26 protein-coding genes are annotated in these 25,148 nt (G+C 38.1%); 20 read left to right on the top strand and 6 right to left on the bottom strand.

All coding sequences use genetic code 11. From position 1 onward, the window contains the following. Position 1 precedes the first annotated feature (1 nt). The 5 genes from IEX65_RS03760 (at position 2) to IEX65_RS03780 (ending at position 6,372) form a co-directional block, all read left to right on the top strand. A complete protein-coding gene (locus tag IEX65_RS03760) occupies positions 2-2,824 on the top strand; it encodes a type I restriction endonuclease subunit R (protein WP_229250502.1) in 2,823 nt (940 codons plus the stop codon). After that, positions 2,824-4,491 (top strand): type I restriction-modification system subunit M, encoded by a 1,668-nt coding sequence (locus tag IEX65_RS03765; protein ID WP_188764673.1) that lies wholly within the window; start codon positions 2,824-2,826, stop codon positions 4,489-4,491. Before IEX65_RS03760 ends, IEX65_RS03765 begins: the two co-directional genes overlap by 1 nt. After that, positions 4,488-4,877, top strand: a complete 390-nt coding sequence (locus IEX65_RS03770; RefSeq protein WP_188764674.1) for a restriction endonuclease subunit S — start codon at positions 4,488-4,490, stop codon at positions 4,875-4,877. Before IEX65_RS03765 ends, IEX65_RS03770 begins: the two co-directional genes overlap by 4 nt. 77 nt (positions 4,878-4,954) lie before the next feature. Beyond that, positions 4,955-5,503: a DNA-3-methyladenine glycosylase I gene (locus tag IEX65_RS03775; protein WP_188764675.1), complete on the top strand. Its 549-nt coding sequence runs from the start codon at positions 4,955-4,957 to the stop codon at positions 5,501-5,503. 71 nt (positions 5,504-5,574) lie between these two features. After that, positions 5,575-6,372: a glycerophosphodiester phosphodiesterase gene (locus IEX65_RS03780; RefSeq protein ID WP_188764676.1), complete on the top strand. Its 798-nt coding sequence runs from the start codon at positions 5,575-5,577 to the stop codon at positions 6,370-6,372. 1 nt (position 6,373) lies between these two features. Here IEX65_RS03780 and IEX65_RS03785 read toward each other — a convergent pair whose 3' ends face one another. Next, positions 6,374-7,012 carry a DUF4230 domain-containing protein gene (locus IEX65_RS03785; RefSeq protein ID WP_188764677.1) on the bottom strand — a complete coding sequence of 213 codons (639 nt, stop codon included), beginning with the start codon at positions 7,010-7,012 and terminating at the stop codon, positions 6,374-6,376. 147 nt (positions 7,013-7,159) lie between these two features. Here IEX65_RS03785 and miaA (IEX65_RS03790) point away from each other — a divergent pair, with 147 nt between their 5' ends. Together miaA (IEX65_RS03790) and IEX65_RS03795 are read left to right on the top strand one after the other, a co-directional pair. Then, entirely contained in the window at positions 7,160-8,098 is a 939-nt protein-coding gene (gene miaA, locus IEX65_RS03790) for a tRNA (adenosine(37)-N6)-dimethylallyltransferase MiaA (protein ID WP_188764678.1), read from the top strand. Continuing rightward, entirely contained in the window at positions 8,095-8,874 is a 780-nt protein-coding gene (locus IEX65_RS03795) for a hypothetical protein (protein WP_188764679.1), read from the top strand. The genes miaA (IEX65_RS03790) and IEX65_RS03795 overlap by 4 nt, the downstream gene beginning before the upstream one ends. Before the next feature lie 48 nt (positions 8,875-8,922). Here IEX65_RS03795 and IEX65_RS03800 read toward each other — a convergent pair whose 3' ends face one another. From IEX65_RS03800 to IEX65_RS03810, 3 genes are read right to left on the bottom strand one after another with little or no spacing between them, the layout of a single operon-like run. Further along, a complete protein-coding gene (locus tag IEX65_RS03800) occupies positions 8,923-9,531 on the bottom strand; it encodes a DJ-1/PfpI family protein (protein WP_188764680.1) in 609 nt (202 codons plus the stop codon). A 43-nt stretch (positions 9,532-9,574) separates the two neighbouring features. Then, positions 9,575-10,564, bottom strand: a complete 990-nt coding sequence (gene miaA, locus IEX65_RS03805) for a tRNA (adenosine(37)-N6)-dimethylallyltransferase MiaA (protein ID WP_188764681.1) — start codon at positions 10,562-10,564, stop codon at positions 9,575-9,577. After that, entirely contained in the window at positions 10,561-11,427 is an 867-nt protein-coding gene (locus tag IEX65_RS03810; RefSeq protein ID WP_188764682.1) for a PDDEXK family nuclease, read from the bottom strand. The genes miaA (IEX65_RS03805) and IEX65_RS03810 overlap by 4 nt, the downstream gene beginning before the upstream one ends. Before the next feature lie 161 nt (positions 11,428-11,588). On the opposite strand from IEX65_RS03810, the gene IEX65_RS03815 reads away from it, so the two are divergent. The 8 genes from IEX65_RS03815 (at position 11,589) to IEX65_RS03850 (ending at position 18,853) form a co-directional block, all read left to right on the top strand. Beyond that, positions 11,589-12,269, top strand: a complete 681-nt coding sequence (locus IEX65_RS03815; RefSeq protein ID WP_188764683.1) for a hypothetical protein — start codon at positions 11,589-11,591, stop codon at positions 12,267-12,269. Between the two features lie 186 nt (positions 12,270-12,455). Further along, complete coding sequence (locus tag IEX65_RS03820; protein WP_188764684.1) at positions 12,456-13,259, top strand: mechanosensitive ion channel family protein; 804 nt, start codon at positions 12,456-12,458, stop codon at positions 13,257-13,259. Positions 13,260-13,396: 137 nt separating this feature from the next. Beyond that, positions 13,397-13,804: a MaoC family dehydratase gene (locus tag IEX65_RS03825; protein WP_188764685.1), complete on the top strand. Its 408-nt coding sequence runs from the start codon at positions 13,397-13,399 to the stop codon at positions 13,802-13,804. Positions 13,805-13,997: 193 nt separating this feature from the next. Next, positions 13,998-15,122 carry a PI-PLC domain-containing protein gene (locus tag IEX65_RS03830; RefSeq protein WP_188764686.1) on the top strand — a complete coding sequence of 375 codons (1,125 nt, stop codon included), beginning with the start codon at positions 13,998-14,000 and terminating at the stop codon, positions 15,120-15,122. Positions 15,123-15,335: 213 nt separating this feature from the next. Continuing rightward, on the top strand, positions 15,336-16,124 hold the full coding sequence (locus tag IEX65_RS03835) for a hypothetical protein (RefSeq protein ID WP_188764687.1): 789 nt from the start codon (positions 15,336-15,338) through the stop codon (positions 16,122-16,124). Positions 16,125-16,327: 203 nt separating this feature from the next. Then, a complete protein-coding gene (locus tag IEX65_RS03840) occupies positions 16,328-17,704 on the top strand; it encodes a glycoside hydrolase family 30 protein (protein ID WP_188764688.1) in 1,377 nt (458 codons plus the stop codon). A 28-nt stretch (positions 17,705-17,732) separates the two neighbouring features. Beyond that, positions 17,733-18,182 (top strand): hypothetical protein, encoded by a 450-nt coding sequence (locus IEX65_RS03845; RefSeq protein WP_188764689.1) that lies wholly within the window; start codon positions 17,733-17,735, stop codon positions 18,180-18,182. A gap of 5 nt (positions 18,183-18,187) precedes the next feature. Continuing rightward, on the top strand, positions 18,188-18,853 hold the full coding sequence (locus tag IEX65_RS03850) for a carbohydrate-binding family 9-like protein (RefSeq protein ID WP_188764690.1): 666 nt from the start codon (positions 18,188-18,190) through the stop codon (positions 18,851-18,853). Positions 18,854-18,904: 51 nt separating this feature from the next. Here the strand turns inward: IEX65_RS03850 and IEX65_RS03855 are convergent, their stop codons facing one another. Further along, positions 18,905-19,372 (bottom strand): CYTH domain-containing protein, encoded by a 468-nt coding sequence (locus tag IEX65_RS03855; protein WP_188764691.1) that lies wholly within the window; start codon positions 19,370-19,372, stop codon positions 18,905-18,907. Positions 19,373-19,573: 201 nt separating this feature from the next. On the opposite strand from IEX65_RS03855, the gene IEX65_RS03860 reads away from it, so the two are divergent. The 3 genes from IEX65_RS03860 (at position 19,574) to IEX65_RS03870 (ending at position 22,258) form a co-directional block, all read left to right on the top strand. Then, the gene (locus IEX65_RS03860) at positions 19,574-20,263 is read left to right on the top strand and encodes a response regulator (RefSeq protein WP_188764692.1); all 690 of its coding nucleotides are present in this window, start codon (positions 19,574-19,576) and stop codon (positions 20,261-20,263) included. A 57-nt stretch (positions 20,264-20,320) separates the two neighbouring features. Next, positions 20,321-21,403, top strand: a complete 1,083-nt coding sequence (locus IEX65_RS03865; RefSeq protein ID WP_188764693.1) for a sensor histidine kinase — start codon at positions 20,321-20,323, stop codon at positions 21,401-21,403. Between the two features lie 66 nt (positions 21,404-21,469). Beyond that, positions 21,470-22,258, top strand: a complete 789-nt coding sequence (locus tag IEX65_RS03870) for an RluA family pseudouridine synthase (RefSeq protein WP_229250504.1) — start codon at positions 21,470-21,472, stop codon at positions 22,256-22,258. Between the two features lie 87 nt (positions 22,259-22,345). On the opposite strand, the gene greA is transcribed toward IEX65_RS03870, so the two are convergent. After that, the gene (gene greA, locus IEX65_RS03875; RefSeq protein WP_188764694.1) at positions 22,346-22,819 is read right to left on the bottom strand and encodes a transcription elongation factor GreA; all 474 of its coding nucleotides are present in this window, start codon (positions 22,817-22,819) and stop codon (positions 22,346-22,348) included. 238 nt (positions 22,820-23,057) lie between these two features. On the opposite strand from greA, the gene fmt reads away from it, so the two are divergent. Both fmt and hemB read left to right on the top strand, forming a co-directional pair. Continuing rightward, positions 23,058-23,969: a methionyl-tRNA formyltransferase gene (fmt, locus tag IEX65_RS03880; protein ID WP_188764695.1), complete on the top strand. Its 912-nt coding sequence runs from the start codon at positions 23,058-23,060 to the stop codon at positions 23,967-23,969. A gap of 189 nt (positions 23,970-24,158) precedes the next feature. Further along, positions 24,159-25,130 (top strand): porphobilinogen synthase, encoded by a 972-nt coding sequence (gene hemB / locus IEX65_RS03885; protein WP_188764696.1) that lies wholly within the window; start codon positions 24,159-24,161, stop codon positions 25,128-25,130. Positions 25,131-25,148: the final 18 nt, after the last annotated feature.

Consider the following 25,148-nt stretch of genomic DNA (forward strand, 5'->3'; position numbering starts at 1 on the left):
ATTGCAGACATTCGACCTTACATTTGCTTTGAATCCCAAAGAATCACATACACGCAAAGAGATTATTGATAAAAAACTTCTATCCGCAGGGTGGGACGTGGAGAATCCTCTATGGGTTATTAAAGAGTTCACTGTCGAGTCTTCAAATAACAATAACTTAAATGAACCCTCTAAATCTTACAATACTTTCAGCGATTACGTATTACTCGGCAAAGATGGAAAACCATTAGCAGTTGTAGAAGCAAAGAAATCAAGTGTTGATGCTTCCATCGGGCGTGAACAAGCCAAACAATATTGTTATCACATTCAAGCTACCAAGGGAGGCGATTTGCCTTTTTGTTTTTACACCAACGGACATGATATTTTCTTTTGGGATTTAGGCAATTATCCACCTAAGAAAATTTATGGTTTTCCTACACTTGATGACCTCGAACGCTACGCTTTTATTCGTAAAAAACGGAAAACACTTTCTGGAGAATTAATCAACACGAAAATTGCAGGTCGAGATTATCAAATTAGTGCTATTCGTGCAGTCTTGGAAGCTGTTGAAAAAAAGAAAAGAAAATTTCTTTTAGTCATGGCAACTGGCACAGGTAAAACTCGTACTTGTATTGCTTTGGTTGATGCCTTAATGCGAACTGGTTGGGCGGAAAGAGTATTGTTTTTGGTTGATAGAATTGCCTTACGTGACCAAACCCTCGATGCTTTTAAAGAGCATTTACCCAATGAACCTCGCTGGCCCAAACAAGGTGAAAAAGAAATTGTAAAAAACCGTAGAATTTATGTTTCGACTTATCCCACAATGCTTAACGTGATTCGTGATGAGGAGAAATCTTTAAGCCCACATTTTTTTGACTTAATCGTGGTGGACGAAAGCCACCGTAGTATTTATAATACTTACCAAGAAGTCTTAGATTATTTCAATACCATTACGCTTGGCTTGACTGCTACGCCAACTGATGTCATTGACCACAATACTTTTCAACTATTTGAAACAGAAGACGGCGTTCCAACTTTTGCTTATTCGTATGATGAAGCCATCAGTCATATTCCTCCGTATTTGTGCAATTTTCAGGTAATGAAAATCAAAACGAAGTTTCAAGATGAAGGAATTAATAAAAGAACAATTGCACTGGAAGACCAAAAGAATTTGATTTTGGAAGGAAAGGAAATTGAAGAAATAAACTACGAAGGTACGGAGCTTGAACGGAAAGTAATTAATCGAGGCACTAATGCCTTGATAGTTCGGGAGTTCATGGAAGAATCCATCAAAGATGCCAATGGGGTTTTGCCAGGCAAAACGATTTTCTTTTGTGCAACCAAAGCTCATGCACGACGTATGGAAGAAATTTTTGATGCCTTGTATCCTGAATATAATGGTGAATTAGCCAAGGTATTGGTAAGTGAAGACCCAAGAGTTTATGGAAAAGGTGGTTTGCTCGACCAATTTACTAATAATGATATGCCTCGTATTGCTTTAAGCGTAGATATGCTTGATACAGGAATTGATGTTAGAGAACTCGTAAATCTGGTTTTTGCAAAGCCTGTTTATAGTTATACTAAGTTTTGGCAAATGATAGGTCGAGGAACTCGTTTACTCGAATCCAACAAGATAAAACCATGGTGTACTGAAAAAAATAATTTTTTAATTCTTGATTGTTGGGACAATTTTGAGTATTTTAAACTAAACCCAAAAGGAAAAGAACTAAAAGTGCAAGTACCATTGCCTGTTCGCTTATTTGGTGTGCGTTTAGACAAAATCGAAAAAGCAATTGAACTCAACGAAATGGTGATTGCTAACAAGGAAATCGAAAAACTCAAAAAACAGATTGAAACTTTACCACAAAGCTCCGTTGTGATTTTAGATGCCAAACAAGAATTACGGAAAATAGAAACCGAAAATTATTGGAATCATCTTTCGGCTGATAAAATAGAGTTTCTTAGAGCCTTCGTAAAGCCCTTATTCAGAACGGTTTCGAGTAGCGATTTCAAAGCCATGAGATTTGAAAAAGATATTGTTGAAGTATCTTTGGCTTTTATGGCAAATGAAAAAGAGAAATTTGAAACAATTAAAGAAAGCATCATTGAGGTAATTGCTGAATTACCACTCTCGGTGAATGTTGTTAACAAAGAAGAACAGCTCATCAGAAAATGCCAAACTAACCACTATTGGGCAACACTTACCGAAGAAAAATCAGACGAATTGATTCAAAAATTAGCACCTCTGATGAAGTTCAGAGAATCAAATGATACATCGGGGCCAGCCAAGTTCAATTTCAAGGACTTAATAACCGAAAAAGAGTATGTCGAATTTGGACCACAACACGAAGCATTGAGCATAGCCAAGTACCGAGAACTGGTAGAGCAAAAAATCAATGAACTGGTGCTAAGTAACGCTCTTTTACAAAAAATAAAAGAGGGCAATGAAATTACAGAAGCCGAAATTGAGCATCTGACAGAAGAATTGCACAACGAACACCCACACATTACGATTGACTTACTCCGCAGGGTTTATAACCATCGAAAAGCTCAATTTTTACAATTTATTAAGCATATTTTAGGAATAAAAACATTAACTTCTTTTCCTGAAACCGTTACTAAAGCATTCGATGAGTTTATTGCACAGCATAGTTATCTTACAAGCCGACAACTCCAATTTTTGGATTTACTCCGCAATTTTATTATTGAAAAAGGTGAACTCAATAAACGAAACCTCATCGAATCGCCCTTTACCCTGATTCATCCGCAAGGTATCAGAGGTGTTTTTAGTTCAGCCGAAATTGACGAAATTTTAACATTTACCAAAAACCTAATTGCAGCATAATGTTACACAACAACCCAACGCTTAAAGCACTCATTAACAGCCTCTGGAACACCCTTTGGAGTGGCGGCATTGCCAATCCCATTACTGCCATTGAGCAAATTACCTACTTGCTTTTCATGAAACGCCTTGACGACATCGAAACCAAACGTGAAGGTGATGCCGAATTTATCGGTGAAGCCTATACTTCAAGATTTGATGGAACATACATTCCGTATGTGGATGAAAGTATTTTAGGGTTTAGAAGTAGTGCCGATAAAAGCAAAGAAGAAATTGAGGCTATTGAGGCGGAAATTCAAAAGCAAAAAGCACCTCGCTCTAAACAAGAACTCCGTTGGAGCTATTTCAAACGCATTACGCCAACCGATAAAATGCTGGAACATGTACGCTACAATGTTTTTCCTTTCATAAAAAACCTCAATAACGATGCTTCGCCTTTTACAAAACACATGGCAAACGCCGTTTTTATTATCGAAAAACCTACTTTATTGTTTGAGGCGATAAATAAAATTGAAGAGATTTTTGTGGAAATAGAAAAAGATGCCACCGAGGGTGGACATTCTTTTCAGGATATTCAGGGCGATGTATATGAGATGTTGTTGAGCGAAATTGCTCAAGCTGGCAAAAACGGACAGTTTCGTACGCCTCGCCATATCATTAAATTAATGGCCGAATTGATAAAGCCACAATTAGGACACCGCATTGCCGACCCTGCTTGTGGCACGGCGGGTTTTTTGTTGGGTGCATACCAGTATATTCTCACAGATTTGGTGCGTAAAAAAGACAAACAAAAACTCGAACTCGACGAAGATGGCTTTGAGCGTGGCACCTATTCGGCAGTTTTAGACGAAAAAAACAAAAAAATCTTAGATGAATCTTTCTTTGGCTTTGATATTGACGTAACGATGGTGCGTTTGGGACTCATGAACCTCATGATGCACGGCATTGACAACCCCAAAATTGACTATAAAGATACCCTCAGCAAATCTTATGACGAAGCAGGGCAGTACGACATCGTGCTGGCAAACCCACCTTTTACGGGCAAGATTGACCGTGGCGATGTAAACACAAGCCTACGGATTGATACGCCAGCCAGCGAATTATTGTTTTTAGACCGTATATCTTCGATGCTACGCACGGGCGGAAAAGCAGCGGTAATTATACCCGAAGGTGTGCTGTTTGGTAGCTCAAATGCCCAAAAACAAACCCGTGAGATATTGCTAAAAGACAACCAACTGGAAGCGGTTATCTCGCTACCAAGTGGGGCTTTTAAGCCTTATACGGGCGTAAAAACTGCTATTTTGGTGCTAACCAAAGTAGAAGAAAAAAGCAAAACTTGGCATACCGAAAAAGTATGGTTTTATGAACTACAAAGCGATGGTTACTCATTAGACGACAACCGCCGCCGACTAAAGACCAGCCCATTGCCCGAAGCAGTAAATGCTTTTGACGACAGAAAACAAAACCTAAGCCCTGACCGAAAAACGCACTTCTATGTACCGCTTGCCGAAATACAAGCCAACGACTTAGACTTGAGTTTTAACCGATACAAAGAATACGAATACGTGGAGCAAACCTATGAGCCGCCCAAAGAAATATTGGCAGCATTGATAAAGCTCGAAAAAGAAATTTTAATGGATATGGAAGAATTAAATAGTTTGATAGGATGAAAACAGAAAAATTTAAAGATTTATATTTTTTCCAAAGCAAATCATCAATTCAGGCTGGTGAGGGCATTTCTGACGGAGAGTTTCCTTTTTATACATCAAGTGAGAAACTAACAAAAAGTCTTAATAGTAGCCAATTTAATACCCAAGCACTTGTATTTGGCACTGGAGGTAAAGCCAATATTCATTATGCTAAAGGAAGATTTTCTGTATCAACTGATTGTTTGGTTGCTTCAAGTAAACAAGAGCATGTAAACATCAAATTCGTTTATTACTATCTGTTTGGTAATCTACACATTTTCAGCACTAAGTGTTTACTAAACTTTGATGGGGTCGGCATTGCGGACAATCGGGCGGCGTTCCGCTTCGATTCCCCTCGGAGCTACTAACGGACATAATTCCTTGTATTTCAAGCAATTATGTCCGTTTTTATTTAAAATTGTATCACCCTCCTCTTCAACCAAAAATGTCATATTGCACAGCTATCAAATCAATGTCGGGCGAAAGACAAGCCTTGCATAAAGCCTACCACGACCACCAATACGGTTTTCCGATTCATGATGACAACGAACTTTTCTGCCGACTCATCTTTGAAATCAATCAAGCTGGATTAAGTTGGGAAACTATTCTCAGAAAAGAAGCCTCGTTCAGAGCAGCGTACGATAATTTCGATATTCAGAGAGTAGCCGCCTACACCGAAGCTGACCGTGAACGGCTTTTGGCAGATTCGGGCATTATACGCAATCGACTAAAAGTCAATGCCGCCATCGAAAATGCTAAAACTATTCTGAATTTACAAAAAGAACACGGTTCGTTTGAAAAGTGGCTGGCCTCACATCACCCAAAAACCAAAGCCGAATGGATAAAGGTTTTCAAGAAAACATTTAAGTTTACAGGTGGCGAAATTGTGAATGAGTTTTTGATGAGTATCGGTTATTTACCCCATGCCCATGACGAAAGTTGTGAAGTTTATGCCAAAGTTTTGAAGAGTGAGCCGATGTGGTTGAAGAGCTAAGATTATCTTTTCGTTAAGGACATCCTTCATTCATCAAGCATTTTGTACTTTTATCGAAAAAACTTCACGACATGAAAAAAAGTGTTCTTTTACTATCATCTATCATCGCTCTAAATGCTTGTACGGTTTCTAAACCCAAAGCGACAAAAATCAAATTTGCTGATAATCCAGTTGTGGCTCACCGTGGAGCTTGGAAAGCCCAAAATCTTCCCGAAAACTCAATAGCATCACTCAAAGAAGCCATCAGATTGGGCTGTACGGGTTCAGAATTTGATGTAAGAATGACACTCGACGATTCGCTCATCATTAACCACGACCCGCATTATACTAAACTTGAAATCGAGAAAACTACTTATGCAGAATTAGCAAAAACGCCACTTTCAAACGGTGAAAAGTTACCGACTTTAAGAGAATATATTCTGGCAGGCAAAGAAAATAATATAACCACAAGATTGGTTTGTGAAATCAAACCTTCGGCAAGTAAAGAAAGAGGAAAATTAATTGCTGACAAGGTTTTGAAACTCGTGAAAGACCTAAAAGCCGAAGCTATAACGGTTTACATTAGCTTTGATTATGATATTTTGAAGCGAATCGAAGAGATACAACCCGATGCAAGCACCCAACATCTGAACGGAGATAAATCGCCCGACCAGATTTTAGCCGATAAAATTGATGGTATTGATTATCATTTTTCGGTGTTCAAAAAGAACCCTGATTGGGCAGCCGCAGCACTTAAAAACAAACTTATCTTAAATGCTTGGACGGTAAACGATGAAGCTGAAATGAAAAATTTACTGAATCAAAAGTTTGAATTTATCACGACCAACGAGCCAGAATTATTATTCAAAATTCTCAAAGAATTGAAATAACTTATTCTTTAACTTCTTGAAAATCAGCAAATTCAGCGAGCGTTTTTTGTTCAGAAATGGGCAACTGTTTAAACTCAACTTCCCAATTCATCGAAGCTGCTAACTGACTCATCATTAGCCCTACTTGTCGGTTTGCTACTCTTGGCAAATCGCTGGTTAGGGCTTTTTCTTGCATCACTTTTTTGGCTTCGTTCAAGATATTTGTATAATCTTCGTGGTTGAATTTATTGAGCCAACCTTGGTCAATATCATAAAATTTATAATCGGTATCAATCGACAGAATTTCTGCTTCGGGAAACTGCTCAACCACCAATTTTCGGGTGGTTTCGTCTCGCTTTACTTTCATTTTTCCAAAATCAAAACCTACCGAAACCTTCGCTCTCGAAACCACCAATGCCTTTTTATTGACTTTAAAGAAGCCCATAAACTCTTTTTTACTGCTGTGGTCGTAGATTTCGGTGAAATATCCTTCGGCCATTACAACTTTGAAGACTTTTTCGATGCGTTCGAGCAGAAGCGTTGATTCTTGGCGAAGTTCTTCTTTATTATCACGTAATTTTTTTCCGTACATCCAATTGAAAATCTGCCATGCGGCAATTCCTCCGATAGCAATGGCGACAAGAAAAAGCAAAAATTCCATAGAAAATTAATTTTGAATGAGTGATTGTTTGAATGAATGATTGAAATTAAGACTAATTTTGCAAATATCTTTCTTTTTGTCATTCCGAAGGAATCTATTTTTGTCGATAACAGATTCCTTCGGAATGGCCCTTTTACTAAAAATCGAATGTCTCTTTCTGAAAATTTGACTGAATCTTTTTTGAAAAGTAACTTAATAATAATCGTCGGGCCAACGGCAGTCGGCAAAACCGACTTGTGTATAAAACTCGCCAAGGCATTCGACACAGAAATTCTCTCGTGCGATTCACGTCAATTTTATAAAGAATTAAGCATCGGAACAGCCAAACCTACGCCCGAAGAAATGAATGGTGTTGTACATCATTTCGTTGATTCGCATAGTATCAATGAATATTATAGTGCAGGGGATTTTGAGCGAGACGCCATCAAACTACTTGAAAATGATATTTTTAAGCGAAAAAAAGTGGCTATTATGACGGGCGGTTCGGGGCTTTTCGTAAAAGCTATCACCGACGGACTCGATGAAATGCCCGAAGCACCATTGGCTTTGCGAGAAGAATTGATGCAAAGATTGGAAAAAGGCGAACTGGAAATAATGGCCGAAGAACTCCGACAACTCGACCCCGAATATTGTGAAACCGCCGATTTACAAAACTCCCAAAGAGTGGTGAGGGCTTTAGAAGTTTGTCTGAGTACTGGCCGACCATTTTCTTCGTTTCATAAAAAAAGTAGTATCGAACGAAGTTTTAATATCATCAAAATCGGCATCGAACGCCCGCGTGAGCAACTATACGAACGCATTAATCTCCGCATGGATTTGATGCTGAAAAATGGTTTGATGGAAGAAGTAAAAGGTCTGCTTGATTACCGAAACCATAATGCTTTGCAGACCGTTGGCTATAAAGAAGTGTTTGAATACCTCGATGGCAACTACGATTATGCTACAATGGTTGAGCTTTTGAAGCGAAATTCTCGTCGATATGCCAAACGCCAAATGACTTGGTTTAAGAACCAAGATGCTTTTGAGTGGTTTTATGGCACTGATTTTGAAGAAGTTAAGGCATACATTGTCTCGAAGTTGCTATGAGATTAGTCATTTTAATATCTATTTGCTGGATTTCCTTACAAAATACATTCGGTCAGAGCTTTGAAGAAATGAAGCATTTGACAGATGATAATACCGTATATAAACAGTTCCGTCAGTTTTATTACAAATATTATTTTCTGAAAGAAAAAGACACTTTACTCGTAAAACTCTACACCAAACCCGAACACATTGCTCCTTTTGAACTGAGTTGGAAACTCGAACGTAAATCAAAACTAACTTTCGAGCAAGATTATACGGCCATTCATTACTTGGCAATGACCGTCAAAGCGGGTGATTATTTCGGTCAAGCCTCGCTCCTACAATACGACTATTTGAGCAAAGAACGCCGAGGAATGAAACACGAACAAACTGGCTTAGTAGAGGTTTGCAGCGATATTTCGATAACACCACCAACAGAAGGACATTTTTTGATAACGGAGCTAAATCCACGCCCCGAAATCCGTGAGCCACTCATTAAAGATAATACTTGGTACAGCACCCACACTACCAGCGATGTTGGTGGGAGCGATAAGTGGAAAACTTGGCAAGGTGCAGTTGAAGTCAGCAGTAGCTACCGCATACGAGATATTCAGACCATCAAAACCAATATTGGTTTCTTGAAATGCTTCATTATTGATGCCAACGCCCAAAGTTTGGTAGGCGAAACTCGGCTCGTGGCTTACTACAACGAAGAATACGGTTTCGTAAAACTCAACTTTACGAATATAGATGGAAGTTACTTAGTGATGGATATTAATTCGGTGAAAAAGTTTTAGGTATTTGATAACGTCGGCAGGGTTCAAAACCCTGCCGACGTTCATTTTTTACACCCAATAATCATACTGAATATAAGTAGCCGTATCAACCGCAGTAGCTTCACCGTGCAATTTTGAAACTACATACAACGACATATCAATTCCTGCCGAAACACCAGCCGACAAAATAATTCGTCCATTATCAACCCAACGTTTTTCAGGGAAAAGTTGCGTATTTGGGGCAGCTTCTCGCATTTGTTCTACTGCCTTGAAGTGGGTTGTAGCCGAAAGTCCTTCGAGCAAACCAGCTTTTGCCAAAATCAATGAACCTGTGCAAACTGATAGTAATAATTCTACTTTATCATTCATTTCTCGTACCCAATCAAGCAATTTTTGATTGTTCATTTCTTTGCGAGTACCGAAAGGAGTTCCGTCGGGCTTAAATCCACCACCACCTGGAATCAATAAAATATCAGGCGTTGGGCAGTTTTCAAATGTATAAGTTGCTTCTACAATTAGGTTATTTCTTGTGGCTATTTTTGGTTTTTCGGCTACGGTGAAAACATCAAAAAGGCCTTCTCCCCCATTTTGTTTTCCTGTTACTCCAAAAATCTCAAATGGTCCTGTGAAGTCGAGAACTTCTACATCATCGAAAATAAAAATGGCTACTGTACGCATATTTTTGAATGGATAATGGATAATGAATAATGTTTTTATTCTTTTAATGATTTAGGATTTCGAGCAACTGGCTGGCCATTTCTTCAACTGGTTGCATACCATCTAACCAATTGATTTTGATACCTTTACGTTCCATACTTCTGAAAAATGTCATTTGTCGTTTGGCAAACTGATGAATGGCTATTTCGAGGCGTTTTGCCATTTCATCGTAAGATAAATCACCGACTAAATATTCAGTAATAAACTTATACTCAAGGCCGTAGAAAATTAGTTTTTCGGCCGAAATACCGCTTTCGAGCAAGGTTTTCACCTCTTCAATCATGCCATTTTGTAGTCGGTCGTGCAAGCGTTTGGTGATTCTTTCTCGACGAATTTCTACTGGAATGGTGATACCGAAATTCTGAGTTCTGAATGCTGAGTTCTGAGTTTTAAGTTCCGAATATTCAGCGGTACGATTCCGATTTTCTTCTTTCAAATCCCAATTTTCTGACTTCCATTTACCAATTTCTATTGCTCGAATCAATCTTTTTCGGGTGGAAATATCGGCATTTTCTTGAAAGTATTTTTCCTGAAAAATGGCTTCTAATTCTTCATCATTTTTCAACGATAATTCATCTCTAAATCCTTGACTAATAGGCACTTGCGTATCTTCGTAGTTTCGCAAAACTGCTTCAATATACATCCCTGTTCCGCCACACAAAATCGGAGTCTTATTTCGGGAAATGATATCTTGATAAACTTTCTGAAAATCTCTTTGAAAAAACGCCACATTATAACTATCGCCTGCATCAATAATATCAATCAAATGCACGCCTTCAATGCCCGCTGGCCAATCTTGGTTTGGCTTGAAAACTGGCAGATAATCTTCATAATCTTTGCCCGTTCCGATATTCATTCCTTTATAAACTTGTCGGCTATCGGCACTGATAATTTCTCCGTTAAGTTTTGATACAACATTGACCGCCAACTTCGTTTTTCCCGAAGCCGTTGGGCCTAAAATCACCACCAAAGGAATATCTTTTTTTTCTATCATTGCTTCAATTTCATCAAAAACTTCCAATTTCCTGAGTTGTGGCACCTCATCTCCTCTCCTTGAAGGTGAGGAGAGTTAACTACTAATTTCCTTGTCAATGTTTCATCATCAACTACAAAGCTCAAAGGTTTGGTTAGTTCGATTCGCACAAAACCTATTTTTTCGTAATTTGTTCCGTCCGACCAGTCGGCATCGGCGTAAGTCATAATATCATCGGGGGAGTGTTCGTCCGTAAATTTTTTTAATAATTTGTTTAGTCCGCCCACCACCGTCAGACCTTTATGATTAGCAAACCGAATCATTTCATAAGAGCGGTATTCTTGGCCTTCCCGAATAAACTTTTTAGGATTACTAAATGAAGCCACTGCCACCAAAAGTGCTTCATTATCAATATTTTCGTGCAAGATAACTTCGTTTTTGATAACTCTAAAATAACGTTTGGGTAAAAACAAACCGTATTTCAATTTGGCATTGGCTTTGCTTTGTAAATGATTATCAATCAGAAATTTATCAAGCGTTGGTTTATCAATGCGTTGTACTTGCGTGAGTCGAGCAGGAAGCGTTTCACTTTTTCCAAACAACGACATCAATCTCGATTCAACGATGGCACGTTTAGTTTGCCAAATATCTTCCCAAAGATGTATGACTTTAATGTTTTTTTGAGCCAATAAAAGGCCAATTTTCTGAAAAAAAACTGGATTATCAATTAGCGTTTCAAAAGAAACACAGTGAATAACTATATTTTTTTCGGGATAAAATAAATAATCAAATGGGCTCTCTGGAAAATCTTGAGGATTGGAAATTAGCTCCAAATCGATGTTTTGCGAAAGGAATGAATATATTTGAGAAGCTAATTTTTGCAAAGGTTAATTGTTTTTAATGGCAATTTTTCAATATTTTTGTAATAGAATACGTTATAAAAGATGTATCGAAACAATAAGCAACTAAAATTATAATTTATTGAGATTCAAACCTTTATATTCGTTTTTTTGTTTAATTACTGGCTTAAATCTGTTATAAAGTTATGAAACTGCTTCGTTTTATTACGCTCAATTCTTGGATTATTTTACTGCCATTGGCAAGTAATGCTCAAGTATCTCGTGCCTATATGCTCGATGAAGCCGATACTTACTTCAAATCAGGGCGTTATTGGGACGCGTTCTTTAAATACCGTGAGTGTGCAAATTTACCAGAATTTGAAGCATCGAGCCAAATTACTGAACAAATAAAAAATAGTTCGCACGCATTGTATCTGACCAAAAAATTCAAAGATTATTTTGCACTGCAAAGATATGCACCAGCCAAAGAAAATTTGTTGGAATTGGTGAGTTTGAATCCGAATGACCCAAATCGTGGGCAAATCGCTCATATTACGTTGGCACAGGGAGCTGAATTGCAGCGTTTGGCGATGCGTCAGCGTACGCCCGCAGCTACGGCCGATATGCTCAAACGTGCCATGTCTTTTTACTATCAAGCCGCAAAAGAAGGTTTGATGGATGAGTCGATTACGGCAATTAAGCAATGTGAAGCTTCGATAAAAGAAACAAAAGTGCCAATGGAAGAAACAACTGCACCAGTGATGGTCGAAACCAAACAACCAAGTGTTTCGCCACAAGCAGCTTCTTCGTCAGTAGCTTCGCCTTCGGTAGCAACCCCAAGAAAGCCTGTAGAAGTAACGATAAATCCTGCTCCGAAAGGTAATTGAGATTAGTTACTGGGAAATTGCGGGGTCGCCCGTGCGGTTTTGAAAACAAAAACGGCTGTCAATCTGAGATTGGCAGCCGTTTTTGTTTATAATTCAGAAATTTGTACTAAAAAAACACTCCAACGCTGTTACTTCCTCGCTGAACCATTGTCTTAATAGTATCTCAAAACAATTTTTGCTAATCTTATGGAAAAGTACACTGACCAATTTATGTCAATGGCCTTGCAATATGCACCTAAAATTTTGCTGGCTGTTGTTACCCTCATCGTAGGCTTAAAGATTATAACTTGGCTTACCGGCCTCCTACAAAAAGTACTCAGAAATCGCCACGTTGACGAAAGTATCATTCCCTTTTTAGGTTCTATTCTTAGTGTTTTACTAAAAGTTGTTTTACTGATTACCGTTGCCGGAATGTTCGGTATCGAAACTACTTCTTTTGTGGCTTTGATTGGCGGTGCGGGCTTGGCAGTTGGTTTGGCTCTGCAAGGTAGTCTGGGGCATTTTGCGAGTGGTGTTTTAGTATTGATTTTCAAACCTTATAAAGTAGGCGATTTGGTGACTGTCGCAGGATTTACGGGTGAAGTTGAAGAAATTCAAGTTTTCACAACCATTTTAAAAACCCTCGACAACAAGAGAATTATTATTCCGAATGGTTCGATTACGTCTGGGCCAATTACTAATATTTCTGGACAAGGGGAAATTAGAGTTGATATGCAATTTAATGTGGCTGGCTCTGAAAGCATTGATAAAGTACGAAAAGTAGTAAACGAAGTGGCCAATAGCTGCCCGTTAATCTTGAAAGATAAACCGACCGATGTGTTGGTCAATTGCTTAGAAACTGGCACTATCAAATTCGATGTGCGTCCGTGGTGTAAAAGTGCCAGCTACTGGGATGTATATTATTTTATGCAAGAAAATATTAAACGACAATTTGATGCTCAGGGTGTACAAGCCCCAACACCAGCGATGAACATAAACTTGGCTAAATAGAAAAATCTACACAAAATTACTCAATACACATACCCCTTAATTGATATAGCCAATATAACAATAAAAAATGCCGCTCCTTTTGGGGTGGCTTTTTTTTTGCTATTTTTGGCAATTATTTAAGAAAACACGAACTCATTATGCTTTTAGAAATAGGCGATACTTACCGCCAAAGCTTTAGTTTTTCGCAAGAAGATGTGATTAAGTTTGCCGAAGTTACTGGTGATAAAAACCCTTTGCACCTCGATGCTGAATTTGCAGCTACTACACGTTTCAAGCGTCCGATTATTCATGGACATTTGAGTAGTAGTGTATTTACTCGCATCTTGGGCATGGAATTTCCGGGCGAAGGCTCGGTCTATATGAAACAAGAAACGGAGTACCTTTTTCCGATGTTTGTTGATACTGAATATGAGGTAATTTTTACTGTAATGAGCGTTGACCGAGAAAAACACGTTGCCGAAATTACGGGCGAAGTGTATATCAAAGGTACTTCTCGCCGAACAATCAGAGGTTTGGCTACGCTGATGCACTTGACTAAGATTTAATTTTTCAAAGCCTTTATCGAAAATAATACCTTTTGGTAAGGGCTTCTTTTCTTCTAATCTTAGCTCTAACAAACGCTAATTTTTATTTTTTTCTGCTCATTTTCCACTCAATAAGTTTTAAAGATTTAATAAAAATATTATTACTCAAAGTATTAGTTTTGACCCATTAATTACCATAAAACTAATACTACAAATGTCTACTAATTACTTATCTTGGATGTCAAAATACAAAGACATCCCTCTCAATCAATTAGCAATTCCGGGTTCGCACGATGCAGGTATGTACAAAATTTCATGGCATACCAATATTGCGGGCGTTTTCCCTTCGGATAATGCACAAACACAATCAAAAGATATTCAATCACAGCTCGAAGCTGGTGTCAGATATTTTGATATTCGACCGGGTTGGGTATTTGATGAGGCCGATGCAAATGATGATAGTAAAAAGGAAGGATATGCAGGCCATTTTGATTCTTCGGCAGGTAATGTGGGTTGCACTGGCGGAAAATTAAAATCTATGCTCGGTGATGTCATTAAATTCTTAAATGAATGCGGCAATTCTGAAGTAGTAATTCTTAAATTTTCTCATTATTTTCAAGTAACTCACAAAAATAATAGTGTAGATGAAACCTTATTAGATGATGGAGAACACAATGATGTGTTCAATAATTTCAAACAGTGGCTTGTAAACTATGTTGATAGTACTTTCACCATTGCTGAAGATAATGGCAATACTTTCCACTGGCTTTATCACAACAATGATGGTAAAAGATTAACCGAATATACTACAAACGAAATCACTACCAGTGGAACTACTCAACATGCGAAAGTCATAGCAGTATTTGATGGTATGAATAGTTCTATCACCATGCCCGAACGATGTTATTCTTTTGCTGATATGGTTCCAGATTCAGGAAACCACCCTGATACTGTCAATACAGCTCCTAATTTACCAAGTGGCGATTTTATACTCTATGATTGTTATTCCAACACCGATAGCTATAATACTATGTCGAGCTCGACAGACAGTAGAGGACAAATAAAAAAGTTTAATACCAGTTCCTATCATTCGGGCGACTATTATTTGCTATCTTGGACTTTAACCATGAAAAACGTTGACCATGTGTTTGATAAAATATCTGATTTGGCCGCTACCGCCAACGGGCATTTACCAGCAGCTATTAATACGATGATTAGCAATAATCAAATTAAGCTAAGTTCTGGTGGATATAGATGTGTACCAAACATTATTTATGTAGATTATTGCGATACTTTCGTAACTGATGTTTGTATCACGGTCAATGATAGTTTGCATTGACTTAAAAAAAATGTAGTGGCTTCTGTCTATTTAAAAGCCACTACATTTACCATTATCACCAATTAGTAAAGCATATTTCGAGCAAAAAGCAATAAACCTTCTCATTTAGCCGTTTTAAATTAAATACCTTAGAAAGCATTACTCACAAAAAATCCCTTTCAATACGATGATTGTATCTTGACTTGTCCTTTCCCATAATTATTTCAAAAGACAATGAACAAGTACTTTAGAACCATGAATCGTATGCTTCTTGTGGCTTTATTTTTCCCACTCGTTAGCTTCTCTCAAACACACCGTGCTTACGCCGACGAACTTTTCAAAAAAGGCGATTATTACCACGCATTCTTTTTATACCGTAATCTTTATGGTACAAATCTCAGCGAAAACCAGTTTGCCCAGCGTTGTAATACTGCAATTTCACTCACAAAGCAGTTTCTTGATTTACGTGCTTCCAAGCAATACTATGATGCAAAAACTAAGCTTCGTGAGTTACTCGAAATAAATCCCGATGATTTTCATGCTCCAATATTGCCACAATTATCAATCGAAGAAGCTACTTATTGGCAGAAACTGGCACTAAAACAAAACTCAGCGAAAGAAGTGAATTTAATGCTCGAAAAAGCAATTTCGCTCTATGAACAAGGAAAAGCAGACGGTTGGAATCATAAAGAAATTGATGATGCCATTAAACAATGTGAAGCCTCGAAAATAGATAGTGGAGTCAGCGAAAGAGTAGCTGGAATAAGTAATGCTCCTAAAGTTGAAATTGAAGTAGCAGCAGCACCAGCTACGACCAAAACAACTGAACCAACTACTACCGCAACAACCCCACAAGCGACTCCAGCACCAATCACTGCCGATGTGAAACCCGAAACTCCGCCAATTCCAACTCCAGTTGTGCAGGCAGATTCTTCGGAGAAAAAGCCTGTACCACAAATAAAAGTAGTAAAAACTCGCAGCAAGAAAATGCTTCCGAAAAGAGAAGTAGCAACAATAAAATAGTTATTTTGTAGATTTTATAATAAAACAGAGAGGTATTATTCGCAAGAATGGTACCTCTTTTTCTTTTATTAAGAAATGCGTCCTCAAATTCCTCCTTAGTTAAGGGTTTGCAAATCTTTCGCTAAGGATATTGATATTCTATCTTCATTTCGATAAACAATCATTTTGTGTATCTTGCAGACAGATATTCAAACAAAACTACAATGAAAAAACTTTCCACTCTTTTGCTATGTGCGTGGGTTTTGCAGGCAAATGCCCAAAACGTAGAAATATGGCTCACAAAAACCGATAAATCTGTTTTATTTCAGAAACAAACAAATACCCTTAGTTTTGATAAAATCAGTAACACTTCACCGAGTATTTATGTAGATGATGCCAAGAAATTCCAACAAATGGATGGTTTTGGTTATACCCTTACTGGAGGTAGCACGCTACTTTTGAGCCAGATGAATGCAGCTGAAAGAGCTAAAATTTTGCAAGAATTATTTGCCACCGATGGCAATAATATAGGTGTAAGTTATTTACGTATAAGTGTAGGGGCATCTGACCTCGACGACCACGTTTTCTCTTATGATGACCTTCCTGCGGGTGAAACCGACCCAAAACTTACTAAATTTAGTTTGGCGGAAGACAAAAAACACTTGATTCCTGTCTTGAAAGAGATACTGATAATCAATCCTAAAATCAAGATTTTGGGTTCGCCGTGGTCGCCTCCTGCTTGGATGAAAACCAACAATAATTCTAAAGGAGGAAGTCTAAAACCTGAATATTATGGTGTTTATGCTCAATATTTGGTCAAATACATACAGGCAATGAAGAAAGAAGGAATTACAATTGATGCCCTCACGATTCAAAACGAGCCCCTTCACCCTGGCAATAATCCAAGTTTATTGATGCAACAAGATGCACAAGCTGTTTTTGTAAAGAATAATCTCGGACCAGCATTTAAGCAAGCGAAAATCTCAACAAAAATCATCATTTACGACCATAACGCCGACCGCCCCGATTATCCTATCAGTATTTTGAATGATGCAGAAGCTCGTAAATACATTGATGGCTCGGCTTTTCATTTATATGGTGGTAGTGTAGAAAATATCAGAAGCGTTCACGAGGCTCATCCCGATAAAAATCTGTATTTTACCGAGCAATGGATTGGAGCTCCAGGCAATTTTGCGGGAGATTTTTCGTGGCATATCAAAAACTTAGTCATTGGTGCTTCACGCAATTGGTGCAAAACGGTTTTAGAATGGAATCTTGCCGCCGACCCAAAGCAAAATCCGCATACAGATGGAGGTTGTACCGAATGCTTGGGAGCTATCACGATTGGGCAAGACATTACTCGAAATCCAGCTTATTATATTATTGCTCATGCTTCAAAGTTCGTTCGTCCAAATTCAGTCAGAATCGCCTCAAATATTACAATGTCGTTGCCGAATGTGGCCTTTAAAACTCCATTGGGCAAAACTGTTCTGATTGTACAAAACGAAGGTGGAAAAGCCCAAGAATTCAATATTCGTTATCACAAAAAACAAGTAACTACCTCGCTCGATGCTGGCTCGGTGGCTACGTATATTTGGTAAAAATTATTCATAATAAGCAATCATAATAATGACACTTCAGAAGAGATTTGACCAAATACCTATTGAATTAAAGGTTTTTGCGGCTTTTGCAATTATAGTTACATTTTTGAGTTTTTTATTACCTTTAATTTTAGAGAAAGAACTTTGGCAAAAAACCATTAAGTACACAGGTTGGTCTCCCGCCACTACATATATGTTTTGTATTGTTATGGTTTTTAGTTCTGTTTTTCGGAATAATCATCCCAAACACATCATTCCAAGAATGGGGATTGTATTGCTGCTGTCTATTCAAATTTATTTTGGTTCTCAGCAGCAGTTACTTGTAGATGAAAGAAGGAATTTTACAAATCCGTATTTGATAATAAGCGAATATCAATATATTTGGACAATTTTAATTCCAGCTTTTTGGCTTTTAGTAATTTTACTATCACCCAACATCAAACGATTTTACAGAGCAATTTCTCAAAAATCGAATTAACCATTATGCTAATATTCTTATACCTCTTTTTTGCTTCAATGAGTACAACCCCAACTATCAGTTTACCTAAAAACACTTGGACTAAACTTCCAGAAACTCACTTTAAAAACGCCACTGACGGCAAAGTTTCGAGCCAAATAACCGAAGTAAAACTAAAAGCTGACGACCAATATTTGAGTATTGAATTTAGTTGCTTACAAAATCCTTTTGTGGCACAAAATTCATACACAAAACACAATAGCGAAATGTATAACCAAGAGGTATTTGAGCTTTTCATCGCCGAAGGCTCGGCCGCTCCTACCCGTTATTTAGAATTAGAAATCAACCCAAACAATGCCCTTTTTGCAGGTTGGATTGAAAACCCAACCAAAGAGGCTCCTAAAAGTTGTGATTTTGTGAGTCACGAGGATGCAAAAATCATTCACTCGGTAAGCAAAACTGCCGATAGTTGGTCAGGAAAAATGCAAATTCCGTGGACATTATTGGGAGGAAAATCAGATACTTATCGTGTAAATTTTTATCGAATTATCTCGCTAAAATCACATACGAAATCTGACTGGAAAGGAACGCCCACTACGTGTGCGTATCTGTGCTGGAGCCCGACTATGAGCGGTGCAATACCTCGTTTTCACCGACCAGAAGCTTTCGGTATTTTGAAGGTGGAAATGTAAACCCAAAGAGGCACGGATATGAATTCGTTCCTCTTTTTTAATCGTAACTATTTACCATTTACTAAACGGCAGTGTCGATAAATTAGAATTATAATATTTCTTTTCGCCAGTTACTTCTTCGGCAGCCCAATCGGGTAGCTCAAATAATTCATCTTCACTCGAAAGCTCAATTTCGGCCACAATCAAACCTTCATTTTCACCCAAAAACACATCTACTTCCCATAGTTTTTCGGCAAAAAGTATTTTATATCTGTACTTGGTCAAATCAGAAACTGCAAACATATCGAGCAGCTGAATGGCTTCTTCCTTTGGTATTTCATACTCAAATTCGGCACGAGTTGCTCCCTCAGATTTGCCTTTTATTGTCATAAAACCTTTGGTATCAGTAGCTCTGACCCGAATGGTTTTATTTGGGTCTGTCAATAAATATCCTTGTCTGTAAAACTCCGCATTTGGCTTTTCAACGGTAGCCCATTTTACATGATTTACCAAAAACTTTCTCTCAATTTCTAATCCCATATTTTCATTCAATTATTTCGGCACAAAGATATACATTCGATTTTATTTCTACCGAAACACTTGTTTTATTGTCCAAAAGTGCTTAATTTTTATTCAGAATTCCCTCTTTCGATAAGATTTAACATTGGCTTAATATACCTAACGTTTTTTTAACCTTACCTTTGCAGCAGTAAATAACACCAACAAATAACATTACTACTTATGAGTCTTGCTCACCGTGTTTTAGTAGTTGACGACGAAGCCGATATTGTAGAATTATTGGTCTATAATCTCGAAAAAGAAGGCTATAAGGTAGCGTCTGCTCCCGATGGTAAAAAAGCAATCGAAGTTGCGAAGGAATTCCTCCCCGATTTAGTGATTCTTGATATCATGATGCCTTTCTTCGATGGTATCGAAGTTGGCCGCATGATTCGTACGATGCCCGAACTAAAAAATACTTTCATTCTTTATCTGACAGCTCGCTCCGAAGAATATTCAGAAGTAGCCGCATTTGAGCTCGGTGCCGATGATTATATCAATAAACCAATTAAACCTCGTGCTTTGATGAGCCGAATCAATGCGTTTTTCAGACGTGAAGCTCAGAAAACCGATGCGGGCGATACACTCGAAATTGCAGGATTAAGTATCAATCGTCTGAATTACACGGTTACGAAACCCGACGGGAATGTTATTGTTCTGCCCAAAAAAGAATTCGAATTGTTATCTTTTCTTGCCCAATACCCTAATAAAGTATTTAGTCGTGACGAAATTTTGCAGAAAATCTGGGGTGCCGACGTATATGTAGTTGAGCGTACGATTGATGTACACATACGTAAAGTACGTGAAAAAGTAGGCGAAAATTTCATAAAAACCCTCAAAGGAGTGGGCTATATGTTTACTGACGAAGCGTAATTTCGATGATAAATTGCTAATTATCAATTACATTTGTAGTAAATAATCGACCAAAGAATGTCTTTTAGTCCTCGAATCATTGCGTTTTTTTTGGCTATTTTTATCACGCTCATTTCGGTAGCGTTTCTAAGTTTTGTGCCAGATGTTACGGTAGCCATGCTTTTCGTGGTAGGTGTGGCGTGCTTTTTTGCGACCTTCTTTTTGGTTTTTTATACGATTGATATTTTGGTTTTTCGTGAAGTTGAACAAATCTCGAAAACCATTCAGCAACTCAAAATTCGTGATTTTGATATTTCGAGAAAAAGCCTCTTGAAAAGTGTGAATCCTATCAAAAAACTCAATACTGAGATTTCGACGTATGTGGCAAAAAAACAAACCGAAATCGAAGAATTGAAGAAAATGGAGCTGTTCCGTCGAGAATTTTTAGCCGATGTTTCGCACGAACTCAAAACACCTATTTTTGCAGCACAAGGTTTTATTCATACGCTCATTGATGGAGCAAAAGACGACCCCAAAACACTCGACCGTTTCTTGAATCGTGCCGCCAAAAGTATTGATGGCCTTGATGCCTTAGTACGAGATTTAGTGACACTTTCTCAGGTAGAAAAAGGCGATTTAAAAATGCACTTTGAGCAAATCGACCTAAAAATCATTACACAGGAAATCTTCGAGCAACTCGAACACAAGGCTGAAAGCCGTGGCGTAACCCTAAAAATCAAACCTAAAACGCTCGAAAAAGCACTCGTAAAGGCTGATAAACAGCGAATTACGCAAGTTTTAACCAACCTCATTGATAATGCCATTAAATACGGTAAAGACAATGGTAAAGTTGTGGTTGAAATAGAAGAAGATAAAAAGCATTTTCATGTATCAGTCGAAGACGACGGCCCAGGAATTCAGCCCGAACATATCTCTCGCATCTTCGAGCGTTTCTACCGAGTTGATAAAAGTCGTTCACGTGATACAGGCGGAACAGGCCTCGGTTTAGCCATTGTAAAGCATATTCTAAACGCTCATAATTCAAAAATTACGGTCACGAGCAAAATCGACAAAGGCACTACTTTTAAATTCAAACTCGCCAAAATCATAGAGTCTTCTACCGAAAATATTACTGATAGCGAACAGCTTATCGCAAAATAAAACCTGTGAGGTCTTGCAGACCATGCGGGTTTAAAGCGTAACTTTGCACAAAAAAGCAGTAAATAAATGGAATATGATTTCGATTTTAGTGTTTTCGACGAAAAAGAAGCACCAAAAATAAAGAATACATTAAAGAAAATCGACTTCAAAGACATCATCATCTTTGAAAATGAAGACTATATTTTGATAAATAAACCCCCTTATTTATCAAGCCTCGACGAGCGAACACAAGACAAACACCAAAGTATTTTGCGTTTGGCAAAAGAATACTCACATGATGCCCAACTTTGTCACCGTCTCGACAAAGAAACTTCGGGTGTGTTGGCCATTGCCAAAAATCCAGCCGCTTACCGTAATCTGGCGATGCAATTTGAAGCCCGTGAGGTAGCTAAACGTTATCACGCAATCTCAAATGGTGTGCATGATTTTGAAGGGGTTTCGGTCTATTTACCGATTGCTCAACTTCGTGATGGAACAGGCGTGAGAATCGACCGAGAAAAAGGAAAAATTGCCGAAACGATTTTTAATACACTCAAAGCTTACAGAAGTTATACTTTAGTAGAATGTATGCCAATCACGGGGCGTATGCACCAAATTAGGGTACATTTGCAGTGCCTAAAAGCCTCGATTGTATCTGACCCCATGTATGGCGGTGATGATATTTATCTTTCGCAAATCAAAAGCAAAAAGTTTAATCTAAAAAACGGTACTGAGGAGATTCCGCTCATCAGAAGAGTTGCCCTACACGCACATTCGCTTACGTTTCGTTTGCTGAATGGCGATGCAATAACAGTAGAAGCTCCATATCCGAAAGATTTCAGCGTAGTTGTGAAGCAGTTGGATAAGTTTGGATAATAAAGTAGCACAATTTTCTAAATTGTGCTACGAAAAAGGGCATTTGCTTCAAAACAAATGCCCTTTTTATATATCTCAAGCAAGAAATTATCTTGTAATCTCCAAAATTTCTACTTCAACTACACCTGCCGGTGCTTGAATTTCAGCCGTTTCACCAAGTTTTTTACCGAACAAACCTTTTCCAAATGGAGAATTGATTGAAATCTTACCCAATTTCAAATCTGCTTCTTCTTCAGCGACCAATGTATAAGCCATTGTAGCACCATTTTTCTTATTTTTGATTTTCACTTTCGATAACAACGAAACCTTCGATGTATCAATAGTTGACTCATCTAAGATACGAGCACTCGCAACAATCTCTTCCAATTTCGAGATTTCCATTTCCATCAAACCTTGTGCATCTTTGGCAGCATCGTATTCGGCGTTTTCTGATAAATCACCTTTATCACGAGCTTCCGCAATCTGACGAGCGATGTCGGCACGACCTTTAGTTTTTAATTCGTGAAGTTTATTTTTTAGGTTATTAAAACCTTCTTCTGTGTAATATTGAATCTTTGACATAATTTATAAAATTTAAAAACCCCTAAACTTTAGGGGTGAGACAAAAAAAAACGGCGAAAATTTTCGACCGTCTCTGTGTAAAACCAAGTTTTTAGTCCAGAAACTATCTTATTTTCGGGCGAAATAGCACTTTATTTGTTCGTTTTCTTTTCATTTGCTTATTTTGAATAACAAAGGTACAAAGTTTTTTTAAAAATCAAGTGATTTTTAAAGCCACATTATTTATAACGAAAATCTGATGAAAATAGTTTTTATGGGTACGCCCGATTTTGCGGTGGCGAGTTTGAAAGCATTGGTAGAAAGTGGGAAAGAAGTAGTGGCTGTGATTACTGCCCCCGATAAGCCGTCGGGTCGAGGATTGGTCATGAACGAGACTCCCGTAAAGAAATATGCTGTCTCACAGGGTATTCCTGTCTTGCAGCCAGAGAAACTGAAAAACCCAGAATTTCTCGAACAATTACGCAGCTATCAAGCTGACTTACAGATAGTTGTTGCCTTCAGAATGTTGCCCGAAGTTGTGTGGAATATGCCACGTCTCGGTACTTTCAATTTGCATGGTTCGCTTTTGCCACAATATCGTGGAGCTGCTCCAATCAATTGGGCAGTAATTAACGGAGAAACCGAAACTGGCGTGACGACATTTTTCCTACAACACGAAATTGATACAGGTAATGTAATTTTCGCTGAAAAAACACCGATTCTTCCCGAAGATAATGCAGGAACCATTCATGATAAATTGATGGAAATCGGAGCGGGTTTAGTTGTCAAAACCGTAGAAGCAATTGAGGCGGGAAGTTATCCGCAGATTCCGCAAGATATGAGTACTGAACTAAAATCTGCACCGAAAATCTTTAAAGAAACTTGCCAAATTGATTGGAATTTATCGGCCGAAAAAATCCATAATTTCGTGCGTGGACTTTCACCCTACCCTGCCGCTTGGACTACGCTAAATGACAAAACTTGCAAAATTTACAAAACTGAAATTGGTGAAACTGCCAATGATTCGGCCGAAATAGGGAATTTCCAAACTGATGGAAAAACTTACCTCGACTTTAGAAGTGCTGATAAATGGATAAAAATCAAAGAACTCCAACTCGAAGGTAAAAAACGCATGGGAATTGAGGAGTTTTTGAGGGGTTTTAGGGCGTAATTTATAATTAGATACTGGTTATTAGAGAATTAGTTATAAGTTTATTTTATGGATAAACCTTATAACTTTTATAGTTAATTCTTACATCCCAACGTTTTCTTACCGAACTTTGCAATCAGAAATTACGTAAATCATGTAGGACAAGTTTCAAACTTGTCAAATAACAATAGCTATAAAATTAGGACAAACATGCTAATCAGTCGCCCACGTAGAAATAGAAAAAGTGCCGCAATCAGAGATTTGGTACAAGAAACCACCCTTTCAGTCAATGATTTTATCTTTCCGATGTTTGTGATGGAAGGTTCGGGTATCAAAAGCGAGATAAAATCAATGCCAAACATTTATCGCTTTTCGATTGATACTTTGTTGGAGGAAATCAAAGAGGTTTCTGATTTAGGAATCAAATCAATCTGTCTTTTTCCGAATTATCCCGAAGCAAAAAAAGACAAATACGCTACCGAAAGTCACAATCCCGATACGCTTTATTTAAAAGCATTGAGCGAAATCAAAGATAAATTCCCGCACATTGCTCTCATGACCGACGTAGCAATGGACCCGTACAGCAGCGATGGCCACGATGGCTTGGTAGAAAATGGTGAGATTCTAAACGACGAAACGCTTGATATTTTAGGTAAAATGGCTCTCGCACAAGCCCGTGCAGGAGCGGATATCATCGGGCCGTCGGATATGATGGATGGCCGTATTGGTTATATCAGAGAAATGCTTGACGATGAAGGCTTTACGAATGTAAGTATCATGTCGTATTCAGTAAAATATGCGAGTGCATTTTATGGTCCATTCCGTGATGCTCTTGATTCTGCTCCAAAATTTGGCGATAAGAAAACCTATCAAATGAATCCAGCCAATGTACGTGAAGCTCTTATCGAAGGTCAGCTTGATGTAGCCGAAGGTGCAGATTTCTTGATGGTAAAACCTGCGTTTTCGTACCTTGACGTTATCAAAACAATGGCAGACAACTTTGATTTACCGATTGCTGCCTATAATGTTTCGGGCGAATATGCCATGATAAAAGCCGCTGCTCAAAATGGCTGGCTCGACGGCGACAAAGCCATGCTTGAAATGCTTTTGAGTATTAAACGTGCAGGAGCAAAAATCATCTTGAGTTATTTTGCGAAAGAGTTTGCTTTACTCAAAAAATAAAATCAATCGTTTTCTATC

Source organism: Emticicia aquatilis (genome assembly GCF_014644295.1).
GTDB classification, from domain to species: Bacteria; Bacteroidota; Bacteroidia; order Cytophagales; family Spirosomataceae; genus Emticicia; species Emticicia aquatilis.

Excerpts from the sequence above, each read along its gene's own strand:
- IEX65_RS03860 (WP_188764692.1), top strand. The coding sequence starts at position 19,574 with ATGAGTCTTGCTCACCGTGTTTTAGTAGTTGACGACGAAGCCGATATT.
- miaA (WP_188764681.1), bottom strand. The coding sequence starts at position 10,564 with ATGATAGAAAAAAAAGATATTCCTTTGGTGGTGATTTTAGGCCCAACG.
- IEX65_RS03820 (WP_188764684.1), top strand. The coding sequence starts at position 12,456 with ATGGAAAAGTACACTGACCAATTTATGTCAATGGCCTTGCAATATGCA.
- IEX65_RS03800 (WP_188764680.1), bottom strand. The coding sequence starts at position 9,531 with ATGCGTACAGTAGCCATTTTTATTTTCGATGATGTAGAAGTTCTCGAC.
- IEX65_RS03815 (WP_188764683.1), top strand. The coding sequence starts at position 11,589 with ATGAAACTGCTTCGTTTTATTACGCTCAATTCTTGGATTATTTTACTG.
- IEX65_RS03795 (WP_188764679.1), top strand. The coding sequence starts at position 8,095 with ATGAGATTAGTCATTTTAATATCTATTTGCTGGATTTCCTTACAAAAT.
- IEX65_RS03780 (WP_188764676.1), top strand. The coding sequence starts at position 5,575 with ATGAAAAAAAGTGTTCTTTTACTATCATCTATCATCGCTCTAAATGCT.
- IEX65_RS03775 (WP_188764675.1), top strand. The coding sequence starts at position 4,955 with ATGTCATATTGCACAGCTATCAAATCAATGTCGGGCGAAAGACAAGCC.
- IEX65_RS03855 (WP_188764691.1), bottom strand. The coding sequence starts at position 19,372 with ATGGGATTAGAAATTGAGAGAAAGTTTTTGGTAAATCATGTAAAATGG.
- IEX65_RS03785 (WP_188764677.1), bottom strand. The coding sequence starts at position 7,012 with ATGGAATTTTTGCTTTTTCTTGTCGCCATTGCTATCGGAGGAATTGCC.
- IEX65_RS03845 (WP_188764689.1), top strand. The coding sequence starts at position 17,733 with ATGACACTTCAGAAGAGATTTGACCAAATACCTATTGAATTAAAGGTT.
- IEX65_RS03835 (WP_188764687.1), top strand. The coding sequence starts at position 15,336 with ATGAACAAGTACTTTAGAACCATGAATCGTATGCTTCTTGTGGCTTTA.
- fmt (WP_188764695.1), top strand. The coding sequence starts at position 23,058 with ATGAAAATAGTTTTTATGGGTACGCCCGATTTTGCGGTGGCGAGTTTG.
- IEX65_RS03865 (WP_188764693.1), top strand. The coding sequence starts at position 20,321 with ATGTCTTTTAGTCCTCGAATCATTGCGTTTTTTTTGGCTATTTTTATC.
- greA (WP_188764694.1), bottom strand. The coding sequence starts at position 22,819 with ATGTCAAAGATTCAATATTACACAGAAGAAGGTTTTAATAACCTAAAA.
- IEX65_RS03765 (WP_188764673.1), top strand. The coding sequence starts at position 2,824 with ATGTTACACAACAACCCAACGCTTAAAGCACTCATTAACAGCCTCTGG.
- IEX65_RS03840 (WP_188764688.1), top strand. The coding sequence starts at position 16,328 with ATGAAAAAACTTTCCACTCTTTTGCTATGTGCGTGGGTTTTGCAGGCA.
- IEX65_RS03830 (WP_188764686.1), top strand. The coding sequence starts at position 13,998 with ATGTCTACTAATTACTTATCTTGGATGTCAAAATACAAAGACATCCCT.
- IEX65_RS03850 (WP_188764690.1), top strand. The coding sequence starts at position 18,188 with ATGCTAATATTCTTATACCTCTTTTTTGCTTCAATGAGTACAACCCCA.
- hemB (WP_188764696.1), top strand. The coding sequence starts at position 24,159 with ATGCTAATCAGTCGCCCACGTAGAAATAGAAAAAGTGCCGCAATCAGA.
- IEX65_RS03825 (WP_188764685.1), top strand. The coding sequence starts at position 13,397 with ATGCTTTTAGAAATAGGCGATACTTACCGCCAAAGCTTTAGTTTTTCG.
- IEX65_RS03770 (WP_188764674.1), top strand. The coding sequence starts at position 4,488 with ATGAAAACAGAAAAATTTAAAGATTTATATTTTTTCCAAAGCAAATCA.
- IEX65_RS03870 (WP_229250504.1), top strand. The coding sequence starts at position 21,470 with ATGGAATATGATTTCGATTTTAGTGTTTTCGACGAAAAAGAAGCACCA.
- miaA (WP_188764678.1), top strand. The coding sequence starts at position 7,160 with ATGTCTCTTTCTGAAAATTTGACTGAATCTTTTTTGAAAAGTAACTTA.